Origin of the sequence: Carnobacterium iners (assembly GCF_900177385.1) — a bacterium.
Lineage (GTDB): Bacteria > Bacillota > Bacilli > Lactobacillales > Carnobacteriaceae > Carnobacterium_A > Carnobacterium_A iners.
Genome location: NZ_FXBJ01000002.1, coordinates 522960 through 541471 on the forward strand (window position 1 = coordinate 522960; position 18512 = coordinate 541471).

Here is an 18512-nt window from a genome sequence, read left to right on the forward strand (position 1 = left end):
TTTAACCATATAAATCAAGATAATTCTTACCATTACTTAAATTTCACGAGTTATCTTAATGTGGCAAATTGTTATAATAGCCTAGTTTATTTTCTTGGCGTGCTCTAGCGATTGCCAAAGCTTCTGTCGGAACATCTTTCGTAATAGTCGACCCTGCAGCAATATAAACATTCTCTTCAATCGTTAATGGTGCAACTAAGTTTGCATTACAACCCACAAAAACATTATTTCCTATTGTTGTGCGGAATTTATTTTTGCCATCATAGTTTACAAAAATTGTGCCACAGCCAATATTAATGTTCTCGCCTAAGTCGGCATCGCCAATATAAGTCAGATGACCAACCTTTGTTGTCGCTCCAATACTAGCATTCTTGATTTCAACAAAATTCCCAATATGCACGGCTTCACCAATTTTACTATTTGGGCGAAGATGACTATAAGGTCCAATATTGCTATTTTTCCCCATTATGGAATCCTTAATGGTTGAGTTAGCAACACGTACACCATCAGCGATAGTACTATTTGACAGTTCAGAATGTGCTCCAATAAAGCAATCTTCTCCTATCGTAGTGTTGCCCTTCAATAAAACATTAGGCTCAATCACTGTATCTGATCCAATAACAACACCGCTATCAATGTAAGTTGTTGCTGGGTCAATCATTGTTACGCCGTTTTTCATATGCATTTTATTGATTCGTTCACGCATTAATTGTGAAGCCTCAGATAATGCAACGCGATCATTGACTCCTAGTCCATCATGTTCGCTTACCATCTTATAAGCGTCAACAATTTCATTTTGCTTCTTAAGTATTTCGATAACATCTGGTAAGTAGTACTCACCTTGGGAATTTTGATTCCCTACTTGTGAGAGAGTTTCAAATAGTAAGCGATTATCAAAGCAGTAAGTTCCAGTGTTCACTTCCTGAACAAGTTGCTCGGCTTCATTCGCATCTTTTTGTTCAACGATTTTCTCTACAGAATTTTTATCATTGCGAATAATACGACCATAGCCTGTTGGATTTTGAGCATGCGCAGTCAAAATTGTCGCTTTTGCTCCTTTTTCCTGATGGTAATCAAATAGATTGTTTAATGTTTCTGCTGTTAATAATGGTGTATCTCCGCAGATAACCAAGGTAATTCCTTCTCTATCTTTCAAATGGGTTTCAGCTTGTATGACTGCATGACCTGTACCTAGTTGTTCTTCTTGTACAGCGTAACTTGTTCGATTACCTAAGTATTCTTTAACCTTCTCAGCACCAAATCCAACGATTGTTACAATTTCATTTACACCTGTCGCTTCTACTTGGTCAATGACATGACCCACCATTGGTTTGCCTGCAACGAGATGTAAGACCTTATATAATTTCGACTTCATACGTGAGCCTTGTCCTGCCGCTAATACGACTGCGTATCTTTGCATCATTTCAGTAACCTCCATTCATTATTTTAATCATCAACTGTTTTTATTTTGTTTACTCTAATTTTATAGGTTTATTTATTTCTTGTTTTTAGCTCCAACTATTCAATAATAGCTTAAAAAACGTTAATTTTCAAGGAAAACTCCTATTCTTTAGGGTCCTTTTAGAATTTTATTCCAAACTATTTAGGTAAGTTGAATCATTCTTACTTTTAAAACTATTGTCTTAGTATCTATTCTTGTATACTTAGAGAAATCATACTAAAAGGAGGATTATAAATATGAATCAAAAATCAGAACATTATTGGGTAGAACAACTAGAATTGATTCCTCACCCTGAAGGAGGTTTCTTCAAATCTGTTTCTCAACCCGCTGAAATCTATCACATTAAAGAAGGTTATGAAAGGCCTTTGTATACGAGTATTTACTTTTTGTTAAACGATGAAAGTCCCTCGCACTTTCATCGTTTAAAATCAGATGAGGTCTGGTATTTCCATGCTGGTGATCCTTTGACTGTCCATATGCTTCATCATAATGGGCATTACAATCAAGTAAAATTAGGTGATACACTTGAAAACAATGAAACTTTGCAATTTACTGTTCCTAAAGGTGTTATTTTTGGCTCAAGTGTTGAAGATCAAGGTAGCTACTCCTTAGTTAGTTGTATGGTTTCTCCAGGTTTCGATTACGAAGATTTCGAATTATTTACACAAGCAGAATTGCTTAAAGACTACCCACAGCACGAATTGATCATTAAAAAATTAGCTTTTGAAATCTTACCTGACTAGACATAGAAGTAGCGGCTGAGACTTTTGTCATAGACGCTATTTCTATGTTATTTAATCTACTTAAAGTTTCATTTTAGAACGTACCACAAAAAAACCAACATCTACTATTTTTCAAATAATTTAATTAGTAAACTTTTTATACTTCTTTTATTTCTTTTGTTTTTCTTTTATTTTAAACTTAGCCACCTAGTAATCTAACGTTAAATGATGAACAGGGTGTCTATAATTTATTTTTCTTTTTTTGAATCTCTCTTTGGCTATATTTTAATACTGCTGTAGAACTCCAAGAAGCTTATTATTTTTATCTTTCGGGATCAACTGAAATACGAAGTGCTCCTATCAGCCATAGAACTAGGATACAACAGGCTAGAATAATTTATATAGATAAAAAAACAAGTTAAAAAAACGCAGATTTGCATTTTTAGATGCAAATCTGCGTTTCTTAACAGTCATTTAATAAAGCAATAGGAATCCTTTTCAAGTTACCTGTTGCTTTATCAGTCTATCTCTTTTTTATTAAAATAATTTCCAGGAGTTACATGAATTGTTTTATCCCGAATATCTACTTCATCTACACATAATAAGGATGTATAATCCTCAATCATTCTATCACCATTAAAGGTTGATTCTGCAAATACTGTCACACCGACTAATTGCGCCTCAAACTCCTCAATCAAACTCTTCATTCCATTGACGGTTCCGCCGCCTTTCATGAAGTCATCTACGATTAAGACACGTGATCCCCTTTTTAAACTACGTTTAGATAACTCCATTTTTTCTATTCTTTCAGAAGATCCTGAAACATAATTAATACTAACAGTTGATCCTTCTGTAATCTTAGAATCTCGTCGCACCATTACGAACGGAACATTTAAGTAACTCGACACTGCTTGAGCAATCGGTACACCTTTTGTTGCTACCGTCATAACCGCATCAATCGAATTATGAAGATACTGAGAAGCAATAATTTTGCCAATCTGACGCAATATTTGTGGTTCTCCTAGCAAATCTGATAAATAAACATAGCCACCTGGTAATAAGCGATTAGCCTCTGACAAACGTTCGCACATGTCCTCAACGAATTCTCGCGCTTCTTCTTTACCTATCTCAGGAATGTAACGTACGCCACCTGCTGCTCCAGGTACTGTTTCTAATGTACCTGTACCACGCTCTTTAAACGTTTTTTTGACGATAGATAAATCTTCACTGATAGAAGACTTAGCAGAATCATAACGCTTTGCAAAATAAGTTAACGAAACTAACTTATGTGGTTTTTCCAATAGATAACGAGTCATATCAATTAATCGTTCACTTCTTTTTACTTTCAACCCTTTCACCTCATCATAATGTACTTTTAAATTTTATTTTTAAAATGGTTGTGTTCATTATAATCATATTTAACGAAAAAAGGTAGTCATTTCTGCTAAATATAGTGAAAATGTTCGTTTTTATTATTATTTTCTCATAAAAAAAAAGCGAACTTTCGGATTCGCAATTTTTTTATCCGATTAGATGTGTTGATTTTTTTTATATCTTAATTGATTGACTAGTTTCTTTACAATCGTCGTGACAATAAAGATAACAATAAAGACTAAAGTTATTGTCGCTCCCGGAGGTGTTCCAAACTGATAAGAAGCGGTTAAACCAGTGAACATACCCACAAGACCAACAATGATTCCTATCAAGATAACTAAGTTAAAACTTTTACTTAATCTCATCGCAATCGCGGCAGGTAATATAATAATTGCTGAGACTAGTAACGCTCCAACAATAGGCATAATAACAGCTATGGTAACACCGGTAATCACATTAAAGATAATCGACATCAGCTTTACGGGTAAGCCTGCGGTGTAAGCCGTATCTTCATCAAAAGTCAAAACATACATTGGCTTACGAAAGACTAAAAATAGTCCTACTACTAGTAGGAAAAGAAAGAACAACAAATGCACTTGAGAAAGGTTAATGGTTACAATTGAACCAAATAAGTATTGTTGAATACTTGTATTTGTTCCACCTTCATTTAAACTCATCAAAACTAAAGCAATTGCCATCCCTGCTGACATCAAAATAGCTATAGAAATTTCTGAATAAGATTTATAAAGTATTCGGATATAATCTATTGATACAGCTGCTATAACAACAACAACTAATGTCATCAGTGTTGGATTAATATTTAACAATAATCCTAAAGCAATACCCGCTAAAGAAATATGTGACAATGTATCGGCCATCAGAGATTGGCGTCTAAGGATTAAAAATAATCCTAGAATAGGAGCAATAACGGCTATTAAGAATGAGGATTGGAAGGCTCTTTGCATGAATCCATAGAAAAACATCTCCACGGTGAATCCTCCTTTCTAACAAGTTGAATATGACGGTCTGCATATTGTTTGATATCTTCGTGATCATGAGTGACCATTAAGATGCCTTTGCTGTGAACTTTACTATTGTGTTTTAGTAACTCATAGAATTCTCGACGTGAATCAAGATCCATCCCTGTTGTTGGTTCATCTAATACAAAAAGATCTGGATCTGTAGCAAAAATACGAGCTAGTGAGATACGCTGTTTTTGTCCTCCTGAAAGTTCACCAATTTTTTTGTATCTCATCTCCCACATTCCAACTGATTTTAATGCGCGTTCAACGTGTTCTTTATCTTCTACATCTAGTTTTTTAAACCATTTATTTCTTTGGTAGCGGCCAGAACGCACTAATTCCAAAACTGTACTGGGGAATCCCGCATTAAACGAAGCTACTTGTTGGGGAATGTATCCAATAGCTAACTTTTCATTTCTCTCATTTACTGGAGAGATAAAAGCTGTGCCTTTATTTGGTGTCAATAAGCCTAATATATTGCGGAGTAAAGTTGATTTGGCCGCACCATTTTCACCTGTCAGCATAACGAATTCGCCAGGATCAACTGTGAAACAAATGTTTTCTAAGACTGGTTCTTCGTCATAATAAAAGGATAAGTCTTTAACTTCAATATAATGCATCGTTATCATCCTTTCTTATCTTGAGTTCTACTACAAAATAGTATAAGTCATTAGTGTTGCATAAATATAGTCTGACTGACTTAATTTTTTATTTTTCCGGAAAAAGGCAAAAAAAGGGGGTGCTCGCGCAAAAGATGACTATTTTCCAAAAAATTTTACTTATTCGACTGATTCCATTATCTACTTCAACCCTTTCTTTAAGGGTTGAAGTAGATATCAAAAGGGTAAACCATTCTTTTGCCGATTGAGATAACGGAAAAAGCGTTTGATTTGGAAAACAGACTGTTTACTTTTTGTTTTTAACTTAATAAAATAGATTAATAAGCTGGTAATCATGGTTAAAATTAATTGATTGTCAACTCCTTTTCCACTTCTCGAAAAAAACTTTTTAATCGTCATATGTTGTTTAATAGATTTGAAGAACAGCATTATTTGCTAACGTACTTTATACGTTTCTGCAATTTCAGTAGACGAGTAGTCAAAACGATTTGTAATAAACTGGATAGTTTCCCCCTTTTTATCTTGAACGGTTACTAAACGAAATCTGGACGTTAGAGAGTTTTAAAGAGTTGGAAATGACGAATACTAGTCATTCCCATTTCTTTTTGACGTTCTTTCGAAACAAAGGCCTCATCCATCTCTATGAGACTTTCTTTTTTGTCATTGATTCCATGAAGAAAAAAGTTGAAGAGCTAAAAAGAAACTAAGTTTATTGTGGTATTTATCAAAATCAACAATCTTTTTTTGACTAGGGCTCGGTAAACAATCTAACTTAATGGAAGAAAACCCTTTATTAAAAGCAGAATTTGTTTTCTGCTTACCCATGAGTTTGGTCCTTTTTATTGGTTTTGGATGAGCCATTTAAGTTCAGTATAAAGGACTTTTTTATCTATTGAAATAATATAAATAAGTTTATAAAACATATAATGTTTCATACATTATTAGCGAATATGAGTGTAAATACACTATCAGTATCCGCTTTTTCTTACTATCTTACGCCATTTACAAGTCGTAATGATTACTTTTTAGAATCACTTTAGTAGCTTAGCACTACTCTTATTATTCGTCAAGAAAAATATCTTGAACAAATAAATAGTTGTTTTTGAAAAATAATGAGGCTAGAACTCATGTCCTAACCTCGTTTTCTTATTTTAGTGTTCTTACGAGATAAACTTCATTACAAAAACCTTTTAGACCATTATAAACTCTTTGCGCTCTAGAGTACTTACGACAAAGAGCAAAAATAGTTGGCCCACTGCCGCTCATCAAAGCAGCATCTGCTCCAAAAGAAATCATTTTTTGTTTGATTTTTTCAATCGAAGGTTGTCGAATAGTAGATGCTTCTTCCAATGAATTACCTATTAAATTTGTCATTTTTGAGTAGTCTTGCTCTTGAATAGCGGCTACCATTAATCGGGTAGAAGGGTGTATAAGTGTCTCATAAGAAAGTGCGCTAAAGACTGTTCCTGTTGAGATACCTTTTTTAGGCTTAACTAGAACAACCCAGCACTGAGGGACAGCTTCTAAGTGTTCTATCTTTTCGCCTCGTCCACTTACAAAGGCTGTCCCTCCATAAATACAATAAGGGACATCCGAACCTACCTCAGCACCCAATTCAGCTAATTCAGCTAATGATAAATTTAAATTCCATAATTGGTTTAAGCCTCTTAATGTTGCTGCTGCATCACTGCTTCCACCACCTAAACCCGCTGCGATTGGAATATTTTTTCTAATCATCATTTCTACACCTAGTTGAATATTAAATTTATCTTTTATTAATCTAGCTGCCTTATATGCATGGTTCCTTTGATCTAAAGGTAAAAAACCATTATTAGATTGAATAATAATCGTATCTTTTTTAAGTGTTTTCAATGTTATATAGTCTGCTAAATCAACAGAAGTCATAACCATCTCAAGTTCATGGTAACCATCTTCACGCTTATGCAAGACATCTAACGTCAAGTTGATTTTAGCAGGAGCTTTTTCTGTTACTTCTGTATTCATCATTTGCCTCCTTTCGTTTTTAAAAAGTCTTTTGTCTGTTAAACATACTAGCTTAAAAAAAAGGATTTGCAAATAAAGAACAAGCAATTTTAACGGAATTATTAGAAAAGTTTTTTTGTAAAAAAAAAACGAGCTCATGTTTCAGCTCGTGGTCTTACGATTAAGCATATTGTAGACTTTCTTCATCTAGAAATTGAATTTCCACCGATTGGGTCAAAACATCTGTATAACTATAAGAAACACGTTCAAAAGCATTTTCATCTTGATCTAATTCCACAACAAAAACGGAAGGATATGTTTCAGTCAAAATACCTTTGCGCTCTGTCTTTTTCTTACGACCTACTTGTGCGGTCAACATAATTTTTTTACCTAATTTGAGATCTAGTTTCTCTTTGATACTGGATAATGTAATTGGCATCAGTTTCACCTCTCTCATCTGGTGATAATTATACCACACTTAGACAAATTTTACAAGTGTAACATATGAGAAAGAAGGAATCAACTATTTTCTCTCTAATAAAACAACTACCGAAAATCCTATCTATTAAAGAGTTTCGGTAGTCATTCTTATTGTTTTCTAATTTAATTTTAATAGTTTTAAGTAGATTCCATCTGATAATTTACCAAATTCCACTAAACTCAGTGTTTCTCCTCGTCGTTTTGGATCAATTCCAGCATAGTCAAGTGCTTCAATTAATTTTTCTTTCACACCTTCATTTTTTCCATATCTACCAGAAAGATTATTCCAAAGAGTTTTTCTTCGTTGAACAAATGCAGCTCGCACAACTTCAAAGAAAATTTTCTCATTTAGTACCTCAACAGCAGGTGTTTCTCTTCTAGTTAGTTTGATAATTGCTGAATCAACATTGGGCTGTGGCACGAAAACTGTTTTAGGTACAATAAAAGCTATTTCTGCATCCATATAGTATTGAACTGCAATGGATAATGAACCATATGCTTTGCTACCGGGCGCTGATGTAACTCTTTCTGCAACTTCTTTTTGCATCATCACAACTAACGTATCAATTCGAACAGTTGATTCCAGAAAATACATAATGATTGGCGTCGTTATATAGTAAGGTAAATTTGCTACAACCATTAGTGGTTCGGTTAAATCTAGTTTATTTGATAAGATTTCTTTCAAATTTGCCTGTAAAACATCTTTGTTTATGATCGTTACATTATTATAAGGACTTAACGTATCCTCTAATACAGGCAGCAAGCGATCATCTATTTCAAACGCAATAACTTCTTTGCTCGAACGAGCTAAGTGCTCTGTTAAGGCTCCAATACCGGGTCCTACTTCAACAACATTTGTTTGTTTGTTTAGTCCTGCCGTATCAACAATTTTTGTTAAGATATTTGAATCAATGATAAAATTCTGGCCTAAACTTTTTTTAAGGGAAAACCCATGTTTTTTTAATATTTCTTTCGTTCTAATAGGTGTTGCAATATCCTTATTCGTTGTCATTTTCTTCCTCCAAAATCTGTTGCATAGCTTGAATAACTTCGTCCGGCGAGATTTGGAACATGTTTAATCTCTTTTGAAGCTGTTTTCCATTAGTATAACCAATGTTCAATCGGTCACCCAATTTTTCTCGTCTTTTTCGTGCATACGCTCCAGCAATTAAACCTGTATCTATTAATAATTGTCTAGGAATCACTGTTTTTTGCTCTAATACTTGCGTATAACTTTTTGATAACGCTCTTCGAATTGCTTCTGGACAAGCGTGCTCAATACCTAGACTGCCTTTATGCTTTGGTTTAGCCTCATCAATCGTTAAAAAAGCATGTTTTACACCTGGTACAGCTCTTGAGATTATTTTCCTTATTTTTTCTCCTGGAAAATCAGGATCAGTAAAAACAATGACACCTCTTGTTGCTTGTGCTTTTTCAATTAACTTTAGTGTCTCAGTATTGATAGCTGAACCATTAGTCTCAATCGTGTCAGCCTCAAGTGACTCTTTAATTCTTCTCGTATCATCTCGTCCTTCGACGACAATAATTTCTTTTATTTTTTCCATTCGTCTAACCTAAACAATCTGTTGGCATTCTCCAATGTTTGAGTAGCTACTGCTTCATAAGAACAGCCTCTTAACTCGGCAACTTTTTCTGCTACATATTTAACATAAGCTGGCTCATTTCGCTTGCCTCTGTAAGGAACAGGAGCTAAATAAGGAGCGTCTGTTTCAATTAATAATTTATCAAAAGGAACAACTTTTGCTATATCTTTAGGCTCTCGTGCGTTTTTAAATGTCACTACGCCGCTTAAAGAGATATGCATACCTAAGTCCAAAAAACGCTCCATCCATTGTGTATTGCCACTAAAACTATGCATGATGCCGCCTATATCTTCAACGTGCTCTTCTTTTAGAATCTGATACGTATCTTCTATCGCATCACGCATATGGATACTAACAGGCAAGTTTAATTCTTTCGAGATTTGAAGTTGTCTTCTAAAAACATCTTGTTGTTTTTGTTTGGGAGAAGTATCCCAGTGATAATCTAAGCCCATTTCACCCATAGCCACTACTTTAGGTAATTGCAATTGTTGGTAAAGTTGTTCTTCAATTTTTTCAGTATACAAATAACTTTCAGTTGGATGCCAACCGATAATACTAAAGACTTCTGGATATTTTTCGCTTAAAGTTAGTGTTTTTTCAATGGTTAATAAATCAAAACCAACCACTGCCATACGAGAAACATCGTGTTCTTTCGCACGTTGAAGCGTTTCTGGAATTTCTTCATCAAATTCTTCTGCGTTTAAATGGGTATGTGTATCGAATAACATAAGCGCCATTCATTCCTTTCTCTATTTATCCTTTTTCTAATTCAATACCCTGCCAAAGATTCTTCAGCAGGGTATTCCTTTATTTAAACCGTTAAGCTACTTCAGAACCATTTGGTGCCTCTTTAGGCGCTTCAATAATCTGTAATACTCCATCTTTTTCTGAAGATAAAATCATTCCTTGACTAATTTCGCCACGCATCTTGCGCGGTTTTAAATTAGCAACAATAATAACTTTTTTGCCAATCAAATCTGCTGGATTAAGGTACCATTCAGCAATTCCTGAAAGAATTTGACGGTGATTTTCATCGCCAGCATCTAATCGAAATTTCAATAGCTTATCTGCTCCTTCAACTTTTCCACAATCGATTACTTCAGCGACTTTCAATTCTACTTTATCAAAATCTTCATATTTGATTTGTTTTTCTTTAACAGAAACTAATTTTGTCTCTGTCGGATCCCATTCTTCTAAAACAACCTCTTCTTCGTCATTCACTGTTAAATCACCATCCATTTGGGTTTTTATATAGGCCACTTCTTCTTCCATATCTAAACGTGGGAAGATTGGTGTACCTTTTGCAACAGCTTGAGAATCTTGTGGGAATTGACCAAAACTTATACTCTCCCAGTTTTTTGATGCTTCATCTTCAATGCCTAATTGTCTGAATAATTCTTTTGGTGCTTGAGTTAAGAAAGGTTGCAGTAAAACACCAGAAATTCTCAAACTTTCTGCTAAATGAGTCATAATACTTTCTAGAGACTCTTTTTTTTCTTCATCTTTGGCTAGTTTCCAAGGCTCAGTTTCATCGATGTATTTATTTGCTCTAGAAATTAGTACCCAAATATTACTCAAAGCACTACTAAATTGCATTTTTTCCATCTCAACCTGATAATTAGCGATAACCGTTTCGGCTGTTTCTTTCATTGACCCATCAAAATCCGTCACATTACCCTTATAAGCTGGAATCTTACCATCGAAGTATTTGTTAATCATCGCAATGGTTCTATTTAAGAGATTTCCTAAATCATTCGCTAAATCATAATTTACTCTTGAAACAAAATCTTCCGGTGTAAATACGCCATCACTACCAAATGAAACTTCTCTCATTAGATAATAACGTAAAGCATCTAAACTATAGCGTTCAACTAACATCTCGGGATAAACAACATTGCCTTTTGATTTTGACATTTTGCCGTCTTTCATCAATAACCAGCCGTGACCGAATATTTTTTTCGGTAAAGGTAAGTCTAAAGCCATCAACATAATCGGCCAATAAATCGTATGGAAACGAATAATCTCTTTCCCAACCATATGCACGTCAGCTGGCCAAAACTTATCAAATAAAGTTGTGTCATCTGTACCGTAACCTAAAGCCGTAATATAATTCGCCAAAGCGTCAATCCAAACATAAATAACATGTTTTGGATTGCTTGGCACCTTAACACCCCAAGAGAACGTTGTTCGAGAGACCGCCAAATCTTCTAGGCCTGGTTTAATAAAATTATTAATCATTTCATTTTTACGTGATTCTGGTTGAATAAAGTCAGGATGCGCATTGTAATACTCTAACAACCGATCAGCATATTTACTCATCTTAAAGAAATACGATTCTTCTTTTATCAGTTCTACAGGATGACCACTATCTGGTGACTTCCCACTAATAATTTCTCCAGCAGCACTACGCTCAATATCAACTAACTGGGTCTCTGTATAAAAGGTTTCATCCGGTACAGAATACCAGCCTTCATACTCATCTAAATAAATATCTCCTTGTGCTAAAAATTGTTCGAAGATATCAGCTACTACCTTTTCATGAACCGGATCCGTTGTCCGAATAAACTTGTCGTTACTAATTTCTAATAACTTCCATAAGCTTTGCATATCATCAGCCATCTTATCCACGTATTGTTGAGGGGTAATAGCTAACTCTTCTGCCTTATTTTCAATTTTTTGGCCATGTTCATCACTACCTGTTAAATAAAATACATCAAAACCAATCATTCTTTTATAACGTGCCATTACGTCACAGGCGATGGTAGAATAAGCATTTCCTATATGTAATTTTCCGCTCGGATAGTAAATTGGGGTTGTAATATAAAATGGTTTTTTCTCAGTCAAAATAAGCGTCTCCTTTATCAGTTCCTAAATTTTTTCGTTCACACGTTTTATCCCTAGTCTTCTTCTTTGTCTTTTTCATTATTCAACTAAGACTGTCCTACAATAGTATACCACACAAAGATAGTAGAATAAGGACTTGTCTCTCTAATTTTACTTGCTTTTATTCTTTTAAACTTCTTTTTCTAGCAAGTATTTAAGTTCCTTTAATTAAAAACTTTTCTACAAATAGTTTACTGTCTTTATCTTTACTTGTAAATGTTTCATATAAAATTATTCCAAGTAAAGTCTCAGCTTTTTATTCTTTTTAATAAATAAGGTAAACTACTCATACTAGTAGAAACTAATATAGAAAAGAGGCTTTTTAATAAATGATTACAATAGGTTTAACCGGTTGGAGCGACCACGAATTATTGATGACAAACAAAGCTCACAAATTGGAGGAGTATGCTTCTCATTTTCCTTTTGTTGAGTTAGATACGAGCTTTTATGCCATTCCATCCGAAAAAAATATTTTAAGTTGGCTTGATAAAACACCTAAAAATTTCCAGTTTATTCCTAAAGCTTTTCAAGCAATGACTCAACACAAAGAATGGATTGATTTCTTCCCCTCTCAACAAGCTATGTTTCAAACCTATCTTGTAGCTTTTGGGCCCATGATAGAAGCGAATAAGATAAAAGCCTTTTTATTTCAATTTCCACCATTCTTTCACTACACGAAAGAACACTTAGTAGATTTAAAGAATATGCGAACTTGGATGGGTAATTTGCCAGTAGCCATTGAATTTCGCCACTCTAGTTGGTTTACTAAAGAAAATAGTCCCCATACACTAGCTTTTCTAGCGGAGCACCAATTTATTCATGCCGTTATTGATCAACCCCAAACTCCTGGAAATAGCATCCCATTGGTCGCAGCAGCGACTAACAAAAAATTGTCGCTCTTGCGATTGCACGGTCGTAATTACGAAGGATGGCTAAACTCAAGTGGACCAAACTGGCGTGAAAAAAGAACCTTACATGATTATAGTGAAAAAGAATTAACTCTTTTTATCCCAATTATTCAATCACTAGAAACTAAATCCGAGGAAGTTATTATTATTTTTAATAACAATTCAGGTGGTCATGCTGCTCGTAACGCAAAACACTTGCAAAAGTTATTGCGTTTAACCTTTGATCAATTAGGACCTCAACAACTCAGTCTATTTGATTAAAAGAAGCCAGGCTGCAATCATGATGATTACGGCCTGGCTTTTTTTATAGCAACTCTTTTGCCAATAAACGATAAACGTCTAAGCGCTTTTCTTGTGAGTGTGGAATACTACAAATCATTGCTTCATCAAATCCGTAATATTCTTGTTCTTCTTTCAAACGATCAGCCACTTCTTTAGCTGTGCCTACAAGATGCAATTGACGGTTATCTGCTATCATTCTTTTATCGCTTTCCGTTAATGGATACTGTCGCGCTTCTTCTGGTGATAACAAGTTACTAGGTTTACCTTGCATCAACCATAATCTGCCAATATCTTGTGGCAATGCTTCAAATTCAGCTTCTTCTTTTGTCTCAGCAACCGTAACTAAATAGGCCACACTAATTTCTGGTTTTTCCATAAAATAAGACGGCACAAAATGATTTTTATATTGGTCCATTATTTCTTTTGTCATCCCCCCCATGAAAAATTGTGCGAACGAATAACCTAAGCCCATGCGTGCTGCTTCTAAGGCACTGCTTCCGCTTGAACCTAATAACCAAGCTTGTGGCAAATTGACGTCTGAAGGTGTCGCAATTGTTTTGTCGTAGAGTCTATCATTCGGGGTTTTATCATTGATTAATTTTAATGTTGTATCTAGCTTCTCATACAGATTATCTAAGAGGGGTTGTCGACCTTCTGATAAAGCATACATCGCATTTCTATCCCCGCCTGGTGCTCTGCCAACTCCAAAATCTATTCTATCTGGCGAGAATGCACTTAATGTCTTAAATATTTCAGCCATTTTTAAAGGCGAATAATGCATCATCATAATCCCACCAGTTCCAACTCGAATGCGTTTAGTTTTCGATGCGATATGAGCAACCACAATCTCGGGAGCTGAGCTTGCATACCCATCTGTTCCATGGTGCTCCGCTAACCAAAAACGACTATATCCTAGCTCATCTGCTAGAATAGCTAATTCTTCTGATTTCCTTAAAGCTTCCACCGCAGTATTTCCATTAGTAATCGGTGCTTGATCCAATACACTTAATTTCATTTTTTATTATCTTCCTTCCTAAGTGACACTCTTTTATCTACGTAAAGTAGTATATCAGTTTCTATTTAGAATAAAAGATATCACCCTTTTGAGTTCTTTTCACCCTCATAAAAGACAAATAAAATGATAAAATCAAAAAAATAATTTATACTAAATCACTAGTGTTGCATAAACATAGCTTAATTTGACCTCATTTCTTGTTTTTCTGAAAAAAGGCAAAAAAAGGGAGTGCTTACGCAAAAGATGACTATTTCCAGAAAATTTTGCTTATTCAACTGATTCCATTACCAACGGACACCCTTTCTTTAAGGGTCTAAGTCGGTATCAAAAGATTAAACCATTCTTCTGCCGGTTGAAATAACAGATAACGAAAAAATCGTTTGATTTGGAAAACAGACTGTTTACTTTTTGTTTTTAACTTAATCAAATAGGTTAATAAACTGGCAATCATGGCTAAAATCAGCTGATTGACAACCCCTTTTTCACTTCTCGAAAAAAACTTTTTAATCGTCATATGTTGTTTAATATGCTTGAAAAACAGCTCTATTTGCCAACGTGCTTTGTACATTTCTGCAATGTCAGTAGAGGAGCAGTCAAAACGATTGGTAATAAACTGGAGAGTTTTCCCCTTTTTGTCTTGAACGGTTACTAAACGAAATCTGGACGTTAGATGGTTCTGAGCACCTAATGCGACCATTTGGTCGCTGATAACGGACTCACTCTTGAAAGCTACTAATGGTTCTAAAACATGAACTTTTGTATTCTTTTTGATTCTTGTCACAAAGAAGTAGCCCTGCGAGTGCATCGTATCTAATCGTTCAAAATCAAGGTAACCGCGATCAAACACATAAGTCGCTTCAGGTTGATTAACCAATACTTCTAACTGATTTGTATCGTGCTCGACGGCGTTAGTCAGTGTAAATTCATCTGGGTAAAGATGGTCATTATCCATAAAGCAGAGTTTTAAGTGAAGCTTAACTCCTGATTTTGTTTTACGAAAATCAGCCCATTGATAAAGGTTTTGGTTAAGTGAAAACGTCGAAGAATCAATTAGGTAGAGACTATTTCGTTTCGTTACGGGCCTTTTATTTTTAGCCTGACTAACTAGCTGACTAAAAATGGCTAAAAGAATCTCTGAATCTATTTTTGAGAGAGTTCTAGAGAGCTGAGAATAACTGATACTAGTCATACCCATTTCTTTTTGAAGTTCTTTCGAAACAAAAGCCGCATCCATCTCTCTAAGACTTTCTTTTTCGTCATTGATTCCATGAAGAAAAAGTTGAAGAGCTTGGAAGAAACTAAGTTTCTTATGGTATTTATCAAAGTCAACAATCTTTTTTTGAATAGGGCTTGGTAAAAGATTTAGCTTAATGGAAGAAAACCATTTATTAAAAGCAGAATTTGTTTTATACTTATCCATGTGTTAGGTCCTTTTTATTGGTCTTGGATGAGTCATCTGAGTTCAGTATAAAGGACTTTTTTGCATATTGGAATAATATAAACAAATTTGTGAAATACATAATGTTTCATGCAACACTAGTGATACTAAATGAATTCATCATAAATAAATAGAGTGTGAGGAGATTATCAATGAATAAAAAAAATTCTGATGCTTTAATTATTATTACTCATCTTTCTTATATCCTGTTATCTTTTGTCATTGCTATTTATACACCTTTTTACGTAGGAGCGTTGCTCATCTTTACTCATTGGTTACATGAGAAGTTTGTAGGTGATTGTATTTTAACCGTCTTGCAGAGAAAATATGGTTTTGCTAATAAAGAAGAAGATTTTTTCCACTATCTTTTTAGAAAATTAACGATTCCGGTTGATGCAAAAATAACAATTAAGATCCACTACTTGATTAAAACAATTATTTTAATCATCGTTTTAATTAAGTTCTATCTCTTTGTTAGATAAGCATGTCCCTTAAGTCAATGAAGACTCTTTTTTAAAAGGACTTTAACTATTCTACTTATTTACTCATAAAAACCTGATGCCAGTAAGTTTTTACTTACTGGCATCAGGTTTTTATAATCTAAAATACGAATTCCCTTTATTTCTTATTCGATAATTTGTAGAATTTTAGTGGAAAGAGTGTCTTTTTTTAATTTAACGATATCAGACATGTATAAACCGCTATCAATGCCAATTAAAAAGAGAATCTTCTCCAATAAAGTAGATACGTAATTTCGTTAATGTGTCGTCCATGTACCAATAACGTTTAGTGGAATCATTTGTATAGGAACTTCTCAGAATTATTCATGACCTGTTGCAAAAACTAAACTCATTCCTTTGTTTGTATTTTTATCTATTTTTTGTACATATATACAATGTCCAAATCTGCCAAAGGAAGAAAAGAAATTAAATAGACAGAACAGCTATTACTAAAATTGCTGATAAGAATAATCACTTTCCCAAATAGAGCAGCTAGCATTCCAACAACTAGCCCAATAAATACCACTATAACTGCGTATAGTCCAATTTCTTTATACTCTACTATATATTTTTCCATTTTTTACTTCTTTCATTCATTCATAATAAGAACTGATTATATTTTTCATACAACTACTTATAGCTTAGTCACTAGTGGCGTATAATACTATTTTTCTAACAATTTTTTGTAGGAAAGATCTATAAATGTTGCACCTAATGGAGCCGTCAAGATGATAGAAAGAACAGCGACCGTTAGAATGATATTACCTGCTGGCACTCCCATCGCAAGAGGAATAGAACCAATCGCAGCTTGTACTGTCGCTTTTGGTGTATAAGCACCTGCTGTAAACAATTTTTCTTTAACTGTTAAATTTGTACCGGAAACACTTAAAAAGACTGCTGTCATGCGGAAGATTAAAGAAATGAGTATTAATAGGACGACGGTTATTCCAGCTTCACTAAGTGCTGTAATATCTGTTACTGATCCTACCAAAACAAATAAGAATACTTCTGCACCTATCCAGATTTTTGAAAATTTAGTATTGATACGTTTAGCTAAAAGTGGATATAACTTCAGTATAATACCTCCTAAAGCCATAACGCCTAATAGACCAGAAATAGGAAAAAAACCTTTTAACCTTTCTTCTAAAACCACCATTAAAAAACATATGCTTAAAATTAATAACACTTTTACGGTATCGCGAATATGAAAATACTTAAATAATTTAACCAGGATGTACCCTACTAGAACTCCTAATAGAAGACCAAAAATAATTGCTACGGGAACAGATAGCAACGAAAATATTTCAAACCCATTTCCTTGAAACATGCCTAAAAATGACGTAAATAATACAATGACAAACACATCATCTACAGAAGCTCCAGCTAAAATCATCTGGGGAATTCCTTTGGCTTTTCCATAGCCACTTTCAATAAGTCTAATCATTCGCGGAACCACAATTGCTGGAGAAACAGCTCCTAAAACAGTCCCTAAAATAGCAGCTTCTAAAGTGCTAATTCCAAATAATAACGGTGCTAATATGGTTACAGTTATTATTTCAAATGTAGCCGGCAAGAAGGTCATTAAAATAGCAGGACGACCATTCTTTTTCAGATCGTTAATATTCATTGTTAATCCTGCCCTAAACAAAATAACAATCAATGCAATTTGACGTATATCAGCTGATATAGATAATATTTTGGGGTCTAAAAGATTTAAACAATACGGACCTAAAATAATTCCTGTTAAAATGAGACCCAATAAACCTGGCAAACGTAAACGACTAAAAATGGAACTAAATATAAAGCCTACAATTAATATCAACGCAAGACTCAACAGCACTATCTATTCTACCTCCAGTTTATATAACAACTAAATTTCTTATTTCATTCTTATTCACTACAAAAAAAGCTGATGACAGACTGCGACCTATGCGCAGAAGTCACCAGCTCTAATAAACGGTTTAAGCGATAACTAGAATAATAAAAAAGAACCTTAAACCTGAATAAGATTCTAAATACACGGTTTTATAATATTTCATGTATTTGAAACAAACTATTAATAATTATTGCAACTAATAAAAGTAAAAGTCACATAATAAATAATGTCAGATTAAAACAAGGGGCTGGGACTTTTTATTCCATCCTCTTTCGCATATCTAGATTTTCATTCTAGAACGTACCCCAAAAAGTAAACTAAAATCACTGTATGTCAGACTGCT

At 34.2% G+C, this 18512-nt stretch carries 17 protein-coding genes and 2 pseudogenes; 3 read left to right on the forward strand and 16 right to left on the reverse strand.

Annotation, left to right across the window (positions count from 1 at the left end):
• Positions 1-55: 55 nt before the first annotated feature.
• Complete coding sequence (gene glmU, locus B9Y54_RS02725; RefSeq protein WP_085558853.1) at positions 56-1423, reverse strand: bifunctional UDP-N-acetylglucosamine diphosphorylase/glucosamine-1-phosphate N-acetyltransferase GlmU; 1368 nt, start codon at positions 1421-1423, stop codon at positions 56-58.
• A 275-nt stretch (positions 1424-1698) separates the two neighbouring features.
• Between glmU and B9Y54_RS02730 the strand changes: the two genes are divergently transcribed.
• A complete protein-coding gene (locus B9Y54_RS02730) occupies positions 1699-2205 on the forward strand; it encodes a cupin domain-containing protein (RefSeq protein WP_085558854.1) in 507 nt (168 codons plus the stop codon).
• 497 nt (positions 2206-2702) lie between these two features.
• On the opposite strand, the gene purR is transcribed toward B9Y54_RS02730, so the two are convergent.
• From purR to metG, 10 genes and pseudogenes are all read right to left on the reverse strand, one after another.
• Positions 2703-3533, reverse strand: a complete 831-nt coding sequence (gene purR, locus B9Y54_RS02735) for a pur operon repressor (RefSeq protein WP_085558855.1) — start codon at positions 3531-3533, stop codon at positions 2703-2705.
• A 180-nt stretch (positions 3534-3713) separates the two neighbouring features.
• Positions 3714-4547: a metal ABC transporter permease gene (locus B9Y54_RS02740; RefSeq protein WP_085558856.1), complete on the reverse strand. Its 834-nt coding sequence runs from the start codon at positions 4545-4547 to the stop codon at positions 3714-3716.
• A complete protein-coding gene (locus tag B9Y54_RS02745; RefSeq protein WP_085558857.1) occupies positions 4493-5200 on the reverse strand; it encodes a metal ABC transporter ATP-binding protein in 708 nt (235 codons plus the stop codon). Before B9Y54_RS02745 ends, B9Y54_RS02740 begins: the two co-directional genes overlap by 55 nt.
• Before the next feature lie 216 nt (positions 5201-5416).
• A pseudogene (locus tag B9Y54_RS13120) lies at positions 5417-5755 on the reverse strand (transposase); the annotation flags it as partial.
• 591 nt (positions 5756-6346) lie between these two features.
• A complete protein-coding gene (gene ispE / locus B9Y54_RS02755) occupies positions 6347-7204 on the reverse strand; it encodes a 4-(cytidine 5'-diphospho)-2-C-methyl-D-erythritol kinase (RefSeq protein WP_085558858.1) in 858 nt (285 codons plus the stop codon).
• Positions 7205-7364: 160 nt separating this feature from the next.
• Positions 7365-7622, reverse strand: a complete 258-nt coding sequence (locus tag B9Y54_RS02760; RefSeq protein WP_085558859.1) for a Veg family protein — start codon at positions 7620-7622, stop codon at positions 7365-7367.
• 159 nt (positions 7623-7781) lie between these two features.
• Positions 7782-8675: a 16S rRNA (adenine(1518)-N(6)/adenine(1519)-N(6))-dimethyltransferase RsmA gene (gene rsmA / locus B9Y54_RS02765; protein ID WP_085558860.1), complete on the reverse strand. Its 894-nt coding sequence runs from the start codon at positions 8673-8675 to the stop codon at positions 7782-7784.
• The gene (gene rnmV / locus B9Y54_RS02770; protein WP_085558861.1) at positions 8662-9228 is read right to left on the reverse strand and encodes a ribonuclease M5; all 567 of its coding nucleotides are present in this window, start codon (positions 9226-9228) and stop codon (positions 8662-8664) included. Before rnmV ends, rsmA begins: the two co-directional genes overlap by 14 nt.
• Positions 9216-9995, reverse strand: coding sequence for a TatD family hydrolase (locus tag B9Y54_RS02775; RefSeq protein ID WP_085560487.1), 780 nt, complete (start codon positions 9993-9995; stop codon positions 9216-9218). The genes rnmV and B9Y54_RS02775 overlap by 13 nt, the downstream gene beginning before the upstream one ends.
• Before the next feature lie 91 nt (positions 9996-10086).
• Entirely contained in the window at positions 10087-12111 is a 2025-nt protein-coding gene (gene metG / locus B9Y54_RS02780; protein ID WP_085558862.1) for a methionine--tRNA ligase, read from the reverse strand.
• Positions 12112-12479: 368 nt separating this feature from the next.
• Here metG and B9Y54_RS02785 point away from each other — a divergent pair, with 368 nt between their 5' ends.
• The gene (locus tag B9Y54_RS02785) at positions 12480-13319 is read left to right on the forward strand and encodes a DUF72 domain-containing protein (RefSeq protein WP_085558863.1); all 840 of its coding nucleotides are present in this window, start codon (positions 12480-12482) and stop codon (positions 13317-13319) included.
• Between the two features lie 43 nt (positions 13320-13362).
• On the opposite strand, the gene B9Y54_RS02790 is transcribed toward B9Y54_RS02785, so the two are convergent.
• Positions 13363-14355: an LLM class flavin-dependent oxidoreductase gene (locus B9Y54_RS02790; RefSeq protein ID WP_085558864.1), complete on the reverse strand. Its 993-nt coding sequence runs from the start codon at positions 14353-14355 to the stop codon at positions 13363-13365.
• A 313-nt stretch (positions 14356-14668) separates the two neighbouring features.
• The gene (locus tag B9Y54_RS02795; RefSeq protein ID WP_085558865.1) at positions 14669-15775 is read right to left on the reverse strand and encodes an IS4 family transposase; all 1107 of its coding nucleotides are present in this window, start codon (positions 15773-15775) and stop codon (positions 14669-14671) included.
• A 170-nt stretch (positions 15776-15945) separates the two neighbouring features.
• Here B9Y54_RS02795 and B9Y54_RS02800 point away from each other — a divergent pair, with 170 nt between their 5' ends.
• Positions 15946-16275 (forward strand): hypothetical protein, encoded by a 330-nt coding sequence (locus tag B9Y54_RS02800; protein WP_085558866.1) that lies wholly within the window; start codon positions 15946-15948, stop codon positions 16273-16275.
• 146 nt (positions 16276-16421) lie between these two features.
• Here the strand turns inward: B9Y54_RS02800 and B9Y54_RS13030 are convergent.
• The 3 genes and pseudogenes from B9Y54_RS13030 to B9Y54_RS02810 all read right to left on the reverse strand — a co-directional run.
• Positions 16422-16517, reverse strand: a pseudogene (locus B9Y54_RS13030) (tyrosine-type recombinase/integrase); the annotation flags it as partial.
• Between the two features lie 149 nt (positions 16518-16666).
• Positions 16667-16870, reverse strand: a complete 204-nt coding sequence (locus tag B9Y54_RS02805) for a hypothetical protein (RefSeq protein ID WP_085558867.1) — start codon at positions 16868-16870, stop codon at positions 16667-16669.
• Positions 16871-16957: 87 nt separating this feature from the next.
• Entirely contained in the window at positions 16958-18133 is a 1176-nt protein-coding gene (locus tag B9Y54_RS02810) for a cation:proton antiporter domain-containing protein (RefSeq protein ID WP_085558868.1), read from the reverse strand.
• Between the last annotated feature and the right edge of the window lie 379 nt (positions 18134-18512).